General features: G+C 61.1%; 13 protein-coding genes. 6 read left to right on the plus strand and 7 right to left on the minus strand.

Going from position 1 to position 14273, the window contains the following annotated elements; genetic code table 11:
- Positions 1–2 precede the first annotated feature (2 nt).
- The 5 genes from etfA to BLU52_RS22615 all read right to left on the minus strand — a co-directional run bounded on the left by etfA (position 3) and on the right by BLU52_RS22615 (position 6975).
- Entirely contained in the window at positions 3–1223 is a 1221-nt protein-coding gene (gene etfA / locus BLU52_RS22595) for an electron transfer flavoprotein subunit alpha (protein WP_090286982.1), read from the minus strand.
- A complete protein-coding gene (dgcB, locus tag BLU52_RS22600) occupies positions 1223–3172 on the minus strand; it encodes a dimethylglycine demethylation protein DgcB (protein WP_090286984.1) in 1950 nt (649 codons plus the stop codon). Before dgcB ends, etfA begins: the two co-directional genes overlap by 1 nt.
- Before the next feature lie 113 nt (positions 3173–3285).
- On the minus strand, positions 3286–5346 hold the full coding sequence (gene dgcA / locus BLU52_RS22605; RefSeq protein WP_090286986.1) for a dimethylglycine demethylation protein DgcA: 2061 nt from the start codon (positions 5344–5346) through the stop codon (positions 3286–3288).
- Between the two features lie 15 nt (positions 5347–5361).
- Positions 5362–5892, minus strand: coding sequence for a DUF5943 domain-containing protein (locus BLU52_RS22610; protein ID WP_005792152.1), 531 nt, complete (start codon positions 5890–5892; stop codon positions 5362–5364).
- Between the two features lie 105 nt (positions 5893–5997).
- Positions 5998–6975 carry a dipeptidase gene (locus tag BLU52_RS22615; RefSeq protein WP_090286988.1) on the minus strand — a complete coding sequence of 326 codons (978 nt, stop codon included), beginning with the start codon at positions 6973–6975 and terminating at the stop codon, positions 5998–6000.
- 231 nt (positions 6976–7206) lie between these two features.
- On the opposite strand from BLU52_RS22615, the gene BLU52_RS22620 reads away from it, so the two are divergent.
- Positions 7207–7608, plus strand: coding sequence for a lysozyme inhibitor LprI family protein (locus tag BLU52_RS22620; RefSeq protein WP_090288659.1), 402 nt, complete (start codon positions 7207–7209; stop codon positions 7606–7608).
- A 45-nt stretch (positions 7609–7653) separates the two neighbouring features.
- Here BLU52_RS22620 and BLU52_RS22625 read toward each other — a convergent pair whose 3' ends face one another.
- Positions 7654–8673 (minus strand): tyrosinase family protein, encoded by a 1020-nt coding sequence (locus BLU52_RS22625; RefSeq protein WP_231987989.1) that lies wholly within the window; start codon positions 8671–8673, stop codon positions 7654–7656.
- A gap of 248 nt (positions 8674–8921) precedes the next feature.
- Here BLU52_RS22625 and BLU52_RS22630 point away from each other — a divergent pair, with 248 nt between their 5' ends.
- Positions 8922–9338 (plus strand): DUF3010 family protein, encoded by a 417-nt coding sequence (locus BLU52_RS22630; RefSeq protein WP_090286990.1) that lies wholly within the window; start codon positions 8922–8924, stop codon positions 9336–9338.
- A 36-nt stretch (positions 9339–9374) separates the two neighbouring features.
- Here the strand turns inward: BLU52_RS22630 and BLU52_RS22635 are convergent, their stop codons facing one another.
- Positions 9375–10319, minus strand: coding sequence for a GlxA family transcriptional regulator (locus BLU52_RS22635; protein ID WP_090286992.1), 945 nt, complete (start codon positions 10317–10319; stop codon positions 9375–9377).
- Between the two features lie 192 nt (positions 10320–10511).
- Between BLU52_RS22635 and BLU52_RS22640 the strand changes: the two genes are divergently transcribed.
- The 4 genes from BLU52_RS22640 (at position 10512) to BLU52_RS22655 (ending at position 14269) form a co-directional block, all read left to right on the plus strand.
- Complete coding sequence (locus BLU52_RS22640; protein ID WP_090286994.1) at positions 10512–11456, plus strand: choline ABC transporter substrate-binding protein; 945 nt, start codon at positions 10512–10514, stop codon at positions 11454–11456.
- Positions 11457–11575: 119 nt separating this feature from the next.
- On the plus strand, positions 11576–12463 hold the full coding sequence (locus BLU52_RS22645; RefSeq protein ID WP_090286996.1) for a BKACE family enzyme: 888 nt from the start codon (positions 11576–11578) through the stop codon (positions 12461–12463).
- A 139-nt stretch (positions 12464–12602) separates the two neighbouring features.
- A complete protein-coding gene (locus BLU52_RS22650; RefSeq protein ID WP_090286998.1) occupies positions 12603–13568 on the plus strand; it encodes an L-carnitine dehydrogenase in 966 nt (321 codons plus the stop codon).
- 224 nt (positions 13569–13792) lie between these two features.
- The gene (locus BLU52_RS22655; protein ID WP_090287000.1) at positions 13793–14269 is read left to right on the plus strand and encodes a thioesterase family protein; all 477 of its coding nucleotides are present in this window, start codon (positions 13793–13795) and stop codon (positions 14267–14269) included.
- Positions 14270–14273: the final 4 nt, after the last annotated feature.

Raw genomic sequence — 14273 nt, forward strand, 5'->3', positions numbered from 1 at the left:
CCTTAAGCCGCATCGCGCTTGGCGTCGTTGCGGTAAGCCGCGACCGCGTCGATCAACGCTTGCAGAATTTCTGCGCTTTCGCCGATTACCGAAAGGTCGGCGCGTTTGATCATGTCGCAGCCCGGATCGAGGTTGATCGCCACGACCTTGTCGCAGGCGCCGATGCCTTGCAGGTGCTGGATCGCCCCGGAGATACCCACGGCGACATACACCCGCGCGGTGACCCAAGTACCGGACGCACCGACCTGCCGATCACGGGCCATGAAGCCATCGTCCACGGCGACCCGCGACGCGCCCTCGGTGGCGCCGAGTGCAGCGGCTGTTTCGTGGAACAGCGCCCAGTCCTTCACGCCGTTGCCACCGGAGAAAATGAATTCGGCCTCAGCCATCGGAATCGCGCCCGGATCGACCGCTACCGCACCGAGATCTTCGATCCGCGACAGACTGCGCGCCACGCTTGTGGATAACTCTACCGGCAGTGCTTCGTGACGGGTTTCGCTGACCGGTTCGGCGCATTCGGCCGCCGCCAGAATCAACCGCGCGACCGGACGGGCAAGATCTTGCAACCCGGCGCCGGCGCGGCCAATACATTCCTGATCCTTGACCTGCCAGATCCGCGTTGCCGGGCGTTCGCTCAGCGCTGCAGCAAAGCGTCGGCCGAGTTCGCCGCCACCGCTGCGACTGTCCGGCAGCAGCCAGTGGCGCGGATTGAATTGGTTATCCACAGCCCGCAGGCCTTGCACCCGTTGTTCCGGTGCATAACCGCTGAACTCGTCGCCTTCGAGTACCAGCAAGCGATCGACGCCGGCGGTTTCAAAAGTGCTTTCCTTATGCTCGCCAAACACCACCGCCAACACCGCGCCGTCCGTGCCGGCCAGTTGATGAGCGAGGCCCAGCAGATCGCGGTCGTGGCTGCTCAAGCGGCCGCCAACCATGTCCGGCACCACGCAGATGTAGAACGCCGGCGCTGGTACCTGATGCAACGGCAATTGCACCTCAACCGCGGCCGAACGCTTGACCGCCCCGCCCTGCTGCGCGCCGCTGCGGTCAATGCGTTTGATGCCGTTGGGGCCAATGAAACCGATACCGTGCAGATTCTTGCGGATAATGCCGTTAGGTCCCATCCAGCTGTGTTGCGCCGGCTGCATCGCCGCGTGCAGCGGATGCAGGCGGTTACGCGCGATCCATTCGGCGCGCGGGTCGCGGCGGATAATGTCGCTCATCAATGCACCTCCGCAGGTTCACGTTTGGCCGGTGCCGCCGGTTTGCTCGGCGCGGCGTCTTCGAGCAGCGCGTCGGCGACCAGTTCGGCAATGTCCTTGATCAGCGGACGCGGTTCGACCACGCCTTCGAGCATCGCCGTGCACTGTGGACAACCCACCGCCACCAGTTCGGCACCGGTCTCGCGGATGTCGTCCATGCGCATGTCGGGAATGCGCTGCTTGCCCGGAATATCAGTGATCGGCGCGCCACCGCCACCGCCGCAGCAGCGCGAACGGAAACCGGAACGCTGCATCTCTTTGACTTCGATGCCGAGCGCACGCAGCACTTCGCGCGGTGCTTCGTATTCGCCGTTGTAGCGGCCCAGGTAGCACGGGTCGTGATAGGTCACGCTGTTGCCCTTGTGCTGACCGAGGTTGAGCGCGCCAGCCTGAATGATCTCGGCCATGTAGGTGCTGTGGTGCTGCACCAGATAATGGCCGTCGAAGGCGCCGTACTCGTTTTTCAGCACATGGAAACTGTGCGGATCGCAGGTGACGATGCGGTTGAAGCTGTATTTGGCCAAGGTCTGGACATTGCGCTTGGCGAGCAACTGGAACGTGGCCTCATCACCGAGCCGCCGCGCCACGTCGCCGCTGTCGCGCTCCTCGAGGCCGAGCACGGCGAAGTCGATTTTCGCCGCTTTCAGCACTTTGACGAAGGCACGCAAGGTGCGCTGGTTGCGCATGTCGAAGGCGCCATCGCCGACCCAGAACAGCACGTCGGTGGATTGCTTCTCGCTGAGCAGATGGAGGTTCAGATCCGCTGCCCAGTTCATCCGCCCGCCCGGGGCGAAGCCGCCGGGGTTGTCGGTTGCAATGAGGTTTTCGAGGACTTCGGCGCCCTTGTTCGGCGTCGCACCTTTTTCCAGGGTCAGGTGGCGGCGCATGTCGACGATCGCATCGACGTGCTCGATCATCATCGGGCATTCCTCGACGCAGGCGCGGCAGGTGGTGCACGACCACAGGGTTTCGGCATCGACCAGACCGTTGACGATCGGCTGATGCGGATTGCCGCCATGTTCGCCTACGGGCTTACCCGGATACGGACTGCCAGCGAATTTGGCATCGGTGCCACCGGCGAGACCGACAACCATGTCCTGAATCAGTTTTTTCGGGTTCAGCGGCTGGCCGGCGGCGAACGCCGGGCACGCGGCTTCACATTTGCCGCACTGCACGCACGCATCAAAGCCGAGCAACTGGTTCCAAGTGAAATCCCTGGGTTTTTCCACGCCCAGCGGTGCGTCTGGATTGCTCAGGTCCAGCGCTTTCAAACCGGTCGAGCGACCCCCGCCAAAGCGTTCCGGGCGACGGTGCCAGGCCAGATGCAGCGCGCCGGCGAAGGCGTGCTTCATCGGCCCGCCCCAAGTCATGCCGAAGAACAGTTCCGACACGCCCCACAGCACGCCAACACCGAGAATGGCGGCGAGCACCCAACCGCCGAAGTTTTCCGGCAGGATCCCGGCCACTGGCAAGGTCACCAGAAAGAACGACGCGGAAAACGCCAGCAGGCTTTTCGGCAGGCGCATCCACGGGCCTTTCGACAAGCGCGCTGGCGGATTACGACGACGCAGGTACATGAAGATCGCACCGACGAACATCACCGCCGACATCAGCAACAAGGCGTAACCGAGGATGCGGTTATGCAGGCCGAAACCGTGCACCAGAATCGCCAGCACAATCGACGCCACCGCACCGCCGGCCGTGGCGACGTGGGTGTTGGCAATGTATTTGTCCCGCGCCACGACGTGGTGCAGGTCGACCATGTAGCGCTTGGGCATGGCCAGCAGACCGCCGAGCAGATCGACCTTCGCCGCCCGGCCGCGACGCCACATGTTCATCCGCCGCAGCGCGCCGAGGACCGCAAGGCCGATGGCTGCGAACAACAGGATTGGAAGAAGGGTGTTCAACATCAGAGTCACCTCTGGCGAGCGGCAAGCTGCAAGCTACAAGCGGCAAGAAAGAGCAGCATGGACCGGCTGTGCTTTTACTTGCAGCTTGCAGCTTGTGGCTTGCAGCTGAGCCGTTAAAAATCCTTACAGAGCCGAAGTGCGTCGTAAATGGCGGCGTGGGTATTACGCTGCGCCACGCAGTCGCCGATGCGGAACAGCAAGTAGCCGTCGCCCGCTTCGTTCAGCGAAGGCTGGGGCTGGATCGCGAACAGCGCTTCGACGTCGATCTGGCCTTTGTTGCGTGAGCCGTCCTTGAGGGCGTAGTAGATTTCCTCGTCCGGGCGCACGCCGTTTTCGACGACTACCTGATCGACCACTCGCTCCTCTTTTGCGCCGGTGTATTCGTTCTCCAGCACCGCCACCAGCTTGTCGCCCTCGCGGTAGACCTTCTCCAGCATCATGTCGCCGGTCATGATCACTTCTTTCGGATACATGCTGCGGTAGTAGGTCGGGAACGACGTACCGCCAATGGCCACGCCCGGTTTGATGTCGTCGGTGACGATCTCGACCTGGCTGCCCTTGTCGGCGAGGAAGTCGGCGACCGACATGCCGGTAAATTCGCAAATGGTGTCGTAGACCAGCACGTTCTTGCCCGGCGCGACCTTGCCGTCGAGCACGTCCCAGCTGCTGACCACCAGCCCTTCGGCGGCGCCCCAGTGCTCGTTCTGCTCAAGATACGGATGTCCGCCGACCGCCAGCACCACCACGTCCGGACGCAGGTCCATGATGGTTGGCGCATCCGCCGCTACGCCCAGGCGCAGATCGACTTTCAACCGCGCCAGTTCCAGCTGGAACCAGCGGGTGATGCCGGCGATCTGGTCACGCTGCGGCGCTTTCGACGCGGTGGTGATCTGCCCGCCGATAAATTCTTTCTTCTCGAACAGGGTCACATCATGGCCACGCTCGGCGGCCACGCGTGCGGCTTCCATCCCCGCAGGGCCGGCGCCAACGATCACCACTTTGCGTTTCGGCCCGGTGGATTTCTCGATGATGTGCGGCACGCCCATGTATTCACGGGAAGTCGCGGCGTTCTGAATGCACAGGACGTCCAGACCTTGATACTGGCGGTCGATGCAATAGTTGGCGCCGACGCACTGCTTGATCTGGTCGATCTGGCCCATCTTGATCTTGGCGATCAGATGCGGGTCAGCGATGTGCGCGCGAGTCATGCCGACCATGTCGACGTAACCGCCCTCGAGGATCCGCGTGGCCTGGTTCGGGTCCTTGATGTTCTGTGCGTGCAGCACCGGCACCTTGACCACTTCCTTGATGCCGGCAGCCAGGTGCAGGAACGGCTCCGGTGGATAACTCATGTTCGGAATGACGTTGGCCAGGGTGTTGTGAGTGTCGCAACCCGAGCCGACCACGCCGATGAAATCGAGCATGCCGGTGTCGTCGTAATACTTGGCGATCTGCTTCATGTCTTCGTGGGACAAACCGTCCGGGTGGAACTCGTCACCGCACAGGCGCATGCCCACACAGAAGTCGTCACCGACTTCGGCGCGCACGGCTTTCAGTACTTCGAGACCGAACTTCATCCGTCCTTCGAAGCTGCCGCCCCATTCGTCGGTACGCTTGTTGACGCGCGGGCTCCAGAACTGGTCGATCATGTGCTGGTGCACGGCCGACAGCTCGACGCCATCGAGGCCACCGGCCTTGGCCCGGCGCGCGGCCTGGGCATAGTTGCCGATCACCCGCCAGATTTCTTCCGGCTCGATGGTCTTGCAGGTGGCGCGGTGCACCGGTTCACGGATGCCCGATGGCGACATCAGGGTCGGCCAGTTGAAACCGTCCCAGCGCGAGCGCCGGCCCATGTGGGTAATCTGAATCATGATCTTGGCGCCATGCTTGTGCATGGCGTCGGCCAGATTCTGGAAATGCGGAATGATCCGGTCGGTGGACAGGTTGACCGAACTCCACCATTCCTGCGGGCTGTCGATCGCCACGACGGACGAACCGCCGCAGATGGCCAGGCCGATGCCGCCCTTGGCTTTCTCCTCGTAGTATTTGACATAGCGGTCGGTGGTCATGCCACCGTCAGTCGCGTAGACCTCGGCGTGCGCGGTGCTGAGCACGCGGTTGCGGATGGTCAGCTTGCCGATCTGGATCGGCTGGAACATTGCTTCGAAAGCCATTTCACGGTCCTCGGCTTACAACGGCTTGACGGTGAACAGGCCGTCATCGTGGCCCTCTTCGGAGCCTCCGTAGACTTGTTCGGCCACAGTGCGAATCTTGCTGCCACGCGCTTCAAGGATCTGGTCCATGGCGCCGGCAAACCAGCCGGTGAACATGTAGTCGACCTTGCGCCCGACCTTGCCGTACACGTAGACGAACGCCGAGTGCTCGAGCTTGACGCTGGCGGTGCCCTTGTCGAGGTCGATGTCCTGAATCTTGAACAGGCCCCAGCCGCGTTGCGACAGACGTTTCATGTAGTGTTCGAACACCGCGACGCCTTCCAGACCGTGGCATTCAGCTTCTTTTTCACACCAGTGCCAGGCGGATTTGTAGCCGGCCTTGTAGAGGATTTCGGCGTAGGCATCAGCACCCAATACTTCTTCGATGCCCATGTGGTTATTGACGAAAAAGTGCCGTGGCACGTAGAGCATCGGCAGGGCGTCGGAGGTCCAGACACCGGTCTCGCTGTCGACTTCGATAGGCAATTGCGGGGCGATCTTGGCCATGGAAACTTAACTCCAGAAAAATGATGGTTCAGTGTTGGCCGCGGCCCTCACCCCAGCCCTCTCCCTCAGGAGAGGGGGCAGATCGGCGGCGGTCTCGAGAAAGCGTTACTCGCCCCAGACATTCTTGAGGACGTTCACCCAGTTCTCGCCCATGATCTTGCGCACGACGCGTTCGGAATGGCCGCGCTTGAGCAGGGTTTCGGTGAGGTTGGGGAATTCGCCGACGGTGCGGATGCCCAGCGGGTTGATGATCTTGCCGAAGCTGGTCAGGCGGCGGGCGTAGCCCTTGTCGTGGGTCAGGTATTCGAAGAAGTCCTGGCCGTGGCCCTGAGTGAAGTCGGTGCCGATGCCGATGGCGTCTTCGCCGACGATGTTCATGGTGTATTCAATCGCTTCGGCATAATCGTCGATGGTCGAATCGATGCCCTTGGCGAGGAACGGCGCGAACATGGTCACGCCGACGAAACCGCCGTGGTCGGCAATGAATTTGAGTTCTGCATCGGACTTGTTGCGCGGGTGTTCTTTGAGCCCCGACGGCAGGCAGTGCGAGTAGCACACCGGTTTTTTCGATTCGAGAATGACTTCTTCGGAGGTTTTGGAGCCGACGTGAGACAGGTCGCACATGACGCCGACGCGGTTCATTTCGGCGACGATCTCGCGGCCGAAGCCCGACAGGCCGCCGTCACGCTCGTAGCAACCGGTGCCGACCAGATTCTGGGTGTTGTAGCACATCTGTACGATACCGACGCCGAGCTGCTTGAACACCTCGACATAGCCGATCTGGTCTTCGAAGGCGTGGGCATTCTGGAAGCCGAAGAGGATGCCGGTCTTGCCCTGTTCCTTGGCACGACGAATGTCGGCGGTGGTGCGCACCGGCATCACCAGGTCGCTGTTCTCGCGGATCAGCTTCTGGCTGGCAGCAATGTTGTTCACGGTCGCCTGAAAGCCTTCCCACACCGACACAGTGCAGTTGGCCGCGGTCAGACCGCCCTTGCGCATGTCTTCGAACAGCTCGCGGTTCCATTTGGCAATGATCAGACCGTCGATAACGATGCTGTCGGCGTGTAATTCGGCTGGGCTCATCAGGCGTCCCCTTGTTGGCGATTCATGCGCCGAATCGTCTGCCGGCGCTTTGGGGCCAGCATATGCCTAGGTGTCGGGGCGACCGGGTGCAAAAACGACAGGGGAATTGCCGAAAGCGTCAATCCGCGACAAAGGGTCGTGTGCCGCTCCGATCAGCTACCTGTTCAAGCTCGCATGCTTGCGCCAGAATCTGCCGCAGCCTGCACACACCAACGGATTAGAGCGACCCCAATGAAATCGATCCTCCTCGCCCTGGCACTGATTGCGACCGGCGCCCACGCCGCCGAAGAATCCGAGAACAACCCGTGCGACGCGGTGGAAAACGACATCCAGACCCTGGAATGCTCCGCCTACAGCCGCACCACCGCCGAAGACCTGCTCAAGGACAACTACGCCAGCCTCAACGAACGCCTGCAGACCGCCTACGGCAAGAATCCGACGCAACTGGCAGACATCACCGCCAAGTTGAAGACCGCTCAGCAGCAGTGGTTGAAGACGCGGGATGCGGATTGCGCGGTGGAAGCGTTCCCGGCGACTGCAGGCAGCAAAGCGTTCACCATTGCGCAGAATGATTGCGTGGCGCGGATGAGTGATGAACGGTCGAAATTTTTGGAGTCGATCGGGCAGGAGTGATGGTCGTTCCTGTACCCGAAAGCACAGGAGCGACGGTTTTGAAGTTCATGGAGCTTCGAAAGGCGACTTGGGAGCACTGCGTATCAATTGCATGGTCGGATCGTACTGATATCCGAGTTCTGTGATATCCATCATCTCTTCGACGGTTACCTGCCAGGGTTTGAGCCGATCGTAATAATTATGGCCACGGGGTCCACATTCCATGGGTGCGTAGTGTGGCGCCCATCGGGAGTCGTCCAGTTGTTTTTGCGCCTGCCAGTCCGCCCATATCTTGTCGATGAAGCAATGATGCAGGAAGAACACCGGATCACTTGGCGAAACCATCCAGTACATATGACCGCCAATCCATAGATGAACGCGGTTATGCAACTGAGAGCCATCAGTAGTAACGGTGGGATCGACCTTATTGGTGCGCCAACCTTCCAGAACATTACGAAAACCCCGGACTGTCGGGTCAGCGTTATAGGGAGGCAAGTCGTAGAAGGACTCTTGCATTGCCCTGCTGAGGTCTTCCGGCGTCGGTAACGAAGTCACATGCGTCTGAAATGCTCGCCTCAGTCCGGGGATGTCGTAACCGTACTCGGGAAACGGCTCTACGTGCCACTTACCGTTGGCTTGGGCAAATGGTCCATCTTTGACCAGGTCATGATCGTTGGGGTCGCCATTCCCTCCCATCCATTTATCGCCCCAGATCGGCGACCGTCGCGGATCGACCGCATCGAGGGTCCAATCCCAGTAGGGAACGGTTACCGAGGGGTCAATCTCACGTAAATCAGCCTCGAACTGCAGCAAAAAAGCCCGGTGCCACGGGAGAAACGCCGGCCCTTGATGTGCACCATTGCGATAATCGGGATGCCGTGGCTCACCACAAAGAACGGTGGGGATCATGATCTGATGGTGCGCATGGACGTAATGGTCATAAAAGCCCAGACGTTTGAGTTCCAATACGCTGTTGATGAAGGTGTCCCGCTCACCCTCGCTCAAGGTACGAATTTCTTTTCTGGTGATCAATTCACGATCGTCTTTGGCGATGACGGGTAGACGTCCGGTCTTTCTCATACTCATTGCAGTGTCCCCTGTATGACCACGTGTGATGCATCGACAGTCAAACGATTGTCCGGACTCAATCTAGGGGTATCCAAACAAGACGTCTACTGTCAGAAATAACAGGTCACCGAAGGTATCCGACAAGCGGCCGTGCCCTTATGCCACTTGGCTCAGCTATCCATTCATCTTCAGTGTCGATCCATCTTTGACCTCAGGTGCGGGGTGCGCGACCATCGTTCCCCCTTCACCCAGACTTAAGGCCTCCCATGAACATCTGCGGCATTGAAATCAAAGGCAGCGAAGCGATCATCGCCGTGGCCGCTCTCGACGGTTCGGCCTTGAGCCACGTTCCCCTTGCCACGAAAAAAATTGCCCTCGATGACGATGACGAAGCGGCCAACGTGAAGCTGTTCGCGGCGCAAGTCGCGTCGTTTGTGCGGGAGAATTCGGTGGACCGGATTGCGATCAAGAAGCGCAGCAAGAAGGGTGAGTTTGCCGGTGGGCCGACGACGTTCAAGATTGAAGGCGTGCTTCAGCTGCTGGACGGGTGTGAAGTGACGCTATTGTCGCCGCAGACGATCAATGCGCAGGCCAAGAAGCACAACTTTGAATTGCCGGGGACGCTGAACAAGTATCAGCATGAAGCTTACAAAGCCGCTTGTTCGGCGTTGATGAAGAGGTAATGCCGATCAAATTGTAGGGGTTTTGTGTGCAGCCATTCAGGCCTGTGCGGTACGCCGGTCTTCGCGCGGGCAGCGGGCGAATTTTGCGCGGTAGCTGCGGGTGAAGTACGACGGCGACTCGAAGCCACAGGCAATGCTCACTTCAAGCACGCTCATGTCGGTTTGGCGTAACAGCTGCCGCGCCTTCTCAAGCCTCAACCGCAGATAAAAATTGCTCGGTGTATCGTTCAAATGCAGCCGAAACAAGCGCTCCAGCTGCCGCCGGGTGACCTTGATCGATTCCGCCAGTTGCAGCGTGGTCAGCGGCGGTTCGCTGTGCTGTTCCATCTCGCCGATCACTTGCGCCAGTTTCTTGTTGCTGATGCCGTAGCGCGTGGCGACTTCCATGCGCTGGTGGTCTTTGCGCGGGCGGATGCGCCCGAGCACGAATTGCTCGCTGACCTGAATCGCCAGTTGCGGGCCGTGGGCCTGGGCAATCAGGTCGAGCATCAGATCAATCGAGGCCGTGCCACCCGCCGAAGTGATCCGCCGCCGATCAATCTCGAACAGCTCCTGGGTCACGCTCAGCTGTGGATAAGATTCCTTGAACGCGTCGATCGCCTCCCAGTGCAGCGTCAGGCGATGCCCGTCGAGCAGCCCTGCTTCGGCGAGGACGAAGCTGCCGGTGTCGATACCACCGAGCGTCACACCGTCGTTGTCCAGCCGGCGCAACCAGTGCTCCAGCGTCGGCGTGATGAATTTCAGCGGTTCGAAGCCGGCCACCACCAGCAACGTTGCACCCTTCTTCAGCGGCTCCAGCGCGGCATCGGCGTTGACCGACATGCCATTGCTCGCCAGTACCGGCCCGCCGTCGGCGCTGAGCACATGCCAGCGATACAGCTCGCCACGAAAGCGGTTGGCCACGCGCAACGGTTCGATCGCGGAGATAAAGCCAATGGCGGAGAACCCCGGCATCAGCAAAAAGTAGAAATCCTGGGACATGGGCGCACTCGGTTGGCGGCTCGCGTGGAACGTTGATACGCCGTTTGCCGACGGCATTCAAGCGTGCAGGTCGCTACAGTGCAAATGCCAGTCGCCGCAGTGCGCTTTCACCGGGCCGTTGCTGCGTAACTTGGCACCACCGGCGCGCCAGATGCCGGAAACCACAATAATCGAACTGCCGAGGAACCCGACATGAAACGACTGATCAGCAGCTGCGTTCTTGCACTCAGCGGTACCGCTTTTTTGAGCACCGGCGTCATGGCGGCCGAACCGGCGTCCTGCAAGAACGTGCGCATGGGCGTGGTCAACTGGACTGACGTAATCGCCACCAGTGCCATGACCCAGGTCCTGCTCGACGGCCTCGGCTACAGCACCAAACAGACCAGCGCCTCCCAGCAGATCATCTTCGCCGGGATTCGCGATCAGCGCCTGGACCTTTTCCTCGGTTACTGGAACCCGCTGATGACCCAGACCATCACCCCGTTCGTCGAGGCCAATCAGGTCAAGGTGCTTGAAGCGCCAAGCCTGAAAGACGCCCGCGCCACTCTCGCGGTGCCGACGTATCTGGCTGACAAGGGTCTGAAGACCTTTGCCGACATCGCCAGATTTCAGAAGGAACTGGGCGGCAAGATCTACGGCATCGAGCCGGGCTCGGGGGCCAATACGCAGATCAAGGCAATGATTGCCAAGAACCAGTTCGGCCTCGGCAAGTTCCAGCTGGTGGAATCGAGCGAGGCCGGCATGCTCGCCGCCGTCGATCGCGCGGTGCGCCGCAAGGAAGCCGTGGTGTTCTTCGGCTGGGCGCCGCACCCGATGAACGTCAACATTCAGATGACTTATCTGACCGGCAGCGAAGACGCCCTCGGCCCGAACGAAGGCATGGCCACCGTCTGGACAGTAACCGCGCCGAAATACGCCGAGCAGTGCCCGAATATCGGCCGCCTGCTGACCAACCTGACTTTCACCGCCGAAGACGAGAGCCGGATGATGCAGCCGCTGCTCGACCATAAAGACGCCTTCGAATCGGCGAAGCAATGGCTCAAGGATCACCCGGAAGACAAGCAGCGCTGGCTCGAAGGTGTGACCACGTTCGACGGCAAACCGGCCGCTGAGAATCTTCAGCTGACCAGCAAATAACCCTCATTTGAAAAGCCCCTCACCCTGACCCTCTCCCATAGGGAGAGGGGATTTAACGACGCTACGCAGCCCCGAACAGGGCTGCGGACAGACCCATCACGCCCCAAGGAAACCGCCCCATGAACCACGACGTCATCATCACCTGCGCACTCACCGGTGCTGGCGACACGACCGCCAAGAGCCCGCACGTGCCGGTCACCCCGAAACAGATCGCTGCCGCCGCCGTCGAAGCCGCCAAGGCCGGCGCCACCGTCGTGCACTGCCATGTGCGCGATCCGCAGACCGGCAAGTTCAGCCGTGACGTGGCGCTGTACCGCGAAGTGATGGAGCGCATCCGCGAGGCGGACGTCGACATCATCGTCAACCTCACTGCCGGCATGGGCGGTGACCTGGAAATCGGTGCCGGCGAAAACCCGATGGAGTTCGGCCCGAACACCGATCTGGTCGGCCCGCTGACCCGACTGGCTCACGTCGAAGCGCTGCTGCCGGAGATCTGCACCCTCGATTGCGGCACCCTGAACTTCGGCGACGGCGACACCATTTACGTGTCCACCCCGGCGCAACTGCGCGCCGGCGCCAAGCGCATCACTGAATTGGGCGTGAAGGCCGAACTGGAGATTTTCGACACCGGTCACCTGTGGTTCGCCAAGCAACTGATCAAGGAAGGCTTGCTCGACAACCCGCTGTTCCAGCTGTGTCTGGGCATCCCTTGGGGCGCGCCGGCCGACACCACCACCATGAAAGCCATGGTCGACAACCTGCCGGCCGATGCGGTGTGGGCCGGGTTTGGCATCGGCCGCATGCAGATGCCGATGGCGGCGCAAGCGGTGCTGCTCGGCGGCAACGTGCGGGTCGGCCTCGAAGACAACCTGTGGCTGGACAAGGGCGTGCTGGCGACCAACGGCCAACTGGTCGAACGCGCCAGCGAAATCCTCAGCCGCCTCGGCGCTCGCGTGCTGACCCCGGCAGAAGGCCGAAAAAAGATGGGCCTGACCCAGCGCGGCTAATGAGCACCCATTTCCCTTGTAGGAGTGAGCCTGCTCGCGATGGCGTCGGTACATCCGAAGCATCTCCAGCGGTTAGAACAACCGCTATCGCGAGCAGGCTCACTCCTACAGATTTCGAGCCAATTTCAGGAAATCCACCATGAGCTTTATCACCGAAATCAAAACCTTCGCCGCTCTCGGCAGCGGCGTCATCGGCAGCGGCTGGATCGCCCGCGCCCTCGCCCATGGCCTCGACGTGGTGGCCTGGGACCCGGCGCCAGGCGCCGAAGCCGCGCTGCGCAAACGCGTGGCCAATGCCTGGGGGGCGCTGGAGAAAAACGGCCTGGCGCCGGGTGCTTCGCAGGATCGCCTACGCTTTGTCGCGACCATCGAAGAATGCGTGCGCGACGCCGACTTCATTCAGGAAAGCGCCCCCGAGCGGCTGGAATTGAAACTCGATCTGCACAGCAAGATCAGCGCAGCGGCCAAACCCAATGCGCTGATCGGTTCGAGCACCTCGGGCCTGCTGCCGAGCGAGTTCTACGAGAGTTCGACGCACCCTGAACGTTGCGTGGTCGGGCATCCGTTCAACCCGGTGTATCTGCTGCCGCTGGTGGAAGTGGTGAGCGGCAAGAACACCGCGCCCGAGGCCGTTCAGGCGGCGATGCAAGTCTACGAATCTCTCGGCATGCGTCCGTTGCATGTGCGCAAGGAAGTGCCGGGCTTCATTGCCGACCGCCTGCTCGAAGCGCTGTGGCGCGAAGCGTTGCACCTGGTCAACGACGGCGTGGCGACCACCGGCGAGATCGACGACGCGATCCGCTTTGGCGCCGGGTTGCGGTGGTCGTTCATGGGTACTTTCCTGACGTACACCCTGGCCGGGGGTGATGCCGGCATGCGTCACTTCATGTCGCAGTTCGGTCCGGCGTTGCAATTGCCGTGGACTTATCTGCCGGCGCCGGAGCTGACTGACAAGCTGATCGATGATGTGGTTGATGGCACCAGCGAACAGCTTGGCCGGCACAGCATCTCGGCGCTGGAGCGCTATCGTGATGACTGTTTGCTGGCGGTGCTTGAGGCGGTGAAAACCACCAAAGAGAAGCATGGGATGAGTTTCAGCGAGTAATGCATATGGCATGACACTGCTGCCCTCACCCTAACCCTCTCCCTGAGGGAGAGGGGACTGACCGAGGTGTTTTTGCAAGCTACGCCGACTTGCACCACTGAGTCGAACTCTGGACTTGAAAAGCTCGAAAATCGGCTCCCTTTCCCCCTCGCCCCCTTGGGGGAGAGGGCTGGGGTGAGGGGGTTGCTCTTGATCTTCACCCATCAACTGCGGGAATCGAAACCATGCCCCACCTCACCACCTGCCAAACCAGAATTATCCCCGACTGGGTCGACTACAACGGCCACCTGCGCGATGCCTTCTACCTGCTGATCTTCAGCTACGCCACCGACGCCCTGATGGACCGTCTCGGTATGGACAGCAACAACCGCGAAGCCAGCGGCCATTCGCTGTTCACCCTCGAACTGCACCTCAATTACCTGCACGAAGTGAAGCTCGACACCGAGGTCGAAGTACGCACGCAGATCATCGGCCACGACAACAAACGCCTGCACCTCTATCACAGCCTGCACAAGGTCGGTGATGCGCAGGAGCTGGCCGGCAACGAACAGATGCTGCTGCACGTCGACCTCGCCGGGCCACGTTCGGCGCCATTCAGTGCCGAGACCTTGAGTCACCTGCAAAGCATCGTCGCCGAGCAGCGGGACCTGCCCGCTCCTGCTTACGTCGGCCGCGTGATTGCGCTGCCGCCCGCCCGGTAAATCC

The sequence above is a fragment of the Pseudomonas granadensis genome, from assembly GCF_900105485.1.
Taxonomy (GTDB): domain Bacteria; phylum Pseudomonadota; class Gammaproteobacteria; order Pseudomonadales; family Pseudomonadaceae; genus Aquipseudomonas; species Aquipseudomonas granadensis.

What these genes read in the sequence shown, in the direction of transcription:
- BLU52_RS22630 (WP_090286990.1), top strand. Translation starts at nt 8,922, where the DNA reads ATGAACATCTGCGGCATTGAAATCAAAGGCAGCGAAGCGATCATCGCC.
- BLU52_RS22645 (WP_090286996.1), top strand. Translation starts at nt 11,576, where the DNA reads ATGAACCACGACGTCATCATCACCTGCGCACTCACCGGTGCTGGCGAC.
- BLU52_RS22625 (WP_231987989.1), bottom strand. Translation starts at nt 8,673, where the DNA reads ATGAGTATGAGAAAGACCGGACGTCTACCCGTCATCGCCAAAGACGAT.
- dgcB (WP_090286984.1), bottom strand. Translation starts at nt 3,172, where the DNA reads ATGTTGAACACCCTTCTTCCAATCCTGTTGTTCGCAGCCATCGGCCTT.
- BLU52_RS22620 (WP_090288659.1), top strand. Translation starts at nt 7,207, where the DNA reads ATGAAATCGATCCTCCTCGCCCTGGCACTGATTGCGACCGGCGCCCAC.
- BLU52_RS22635 (WP_090286992.1), bottom strand. Translation starts at nt 10,319, where the DNA reads ATGTCCCAGGATTTCTACTTTTTGCTGATGCCGGGGTTCTCCGCCATT.
- etfA (WP_090286982.1), bottom strand. Translation starts at nt 1,223, where the DNA reads ATGAGCGACATTATCCGCCGCGACCCGCGCGCCGAATGGATCGCGCGT.
- BLU52_RS22610 (WP_005792152.1), bottom strand. Translation starts at nt 5,892, where the DNA reads ATGGCCAAGATCGCCCCGCAATTGCCTATCGAAGTCGACAGCGAGACC.
- BLU52_RS22640 (WP_090286994.1), top strand. Translation starts at nt 10,512, where the DNA reads ATGAAACGACTGATCAGCAGCTGCGTTCTTGCACTCAGCGGTACCGCT.
- BLU52_RS22655 (WP_090287000.1), top strand. Translation starts at nt 13,793, where the DNA reads ATGCCCCACCTCACCACCTGCCAAACCAGAATTATCCCCGACTGGGTC.
- dgcA (WP_090286986.1), bottom strand. Translation starts at nt 5,346, where the DNA reads ATGGCTTTCGAAGCAATGTTCCAGCCGATCCAGATCGGCAAGCTGACC.
- BLU52_RS22615 (WP_090286988.1), bottom strand. Translation starts at nt 6,975, where the DNA reads ATGAGCCCAGCCGAATTACACGCCGACAGCATCGTTATCGACGGTCTG.
- BLU52_RS22650 (WP_090286998.1), top strand. Translation starts at nt 12,603, where the DNA reads ATGAGCTTTATCACCGAAATCAAAACCTTCGCCGCTCTCGGCAGCGGC.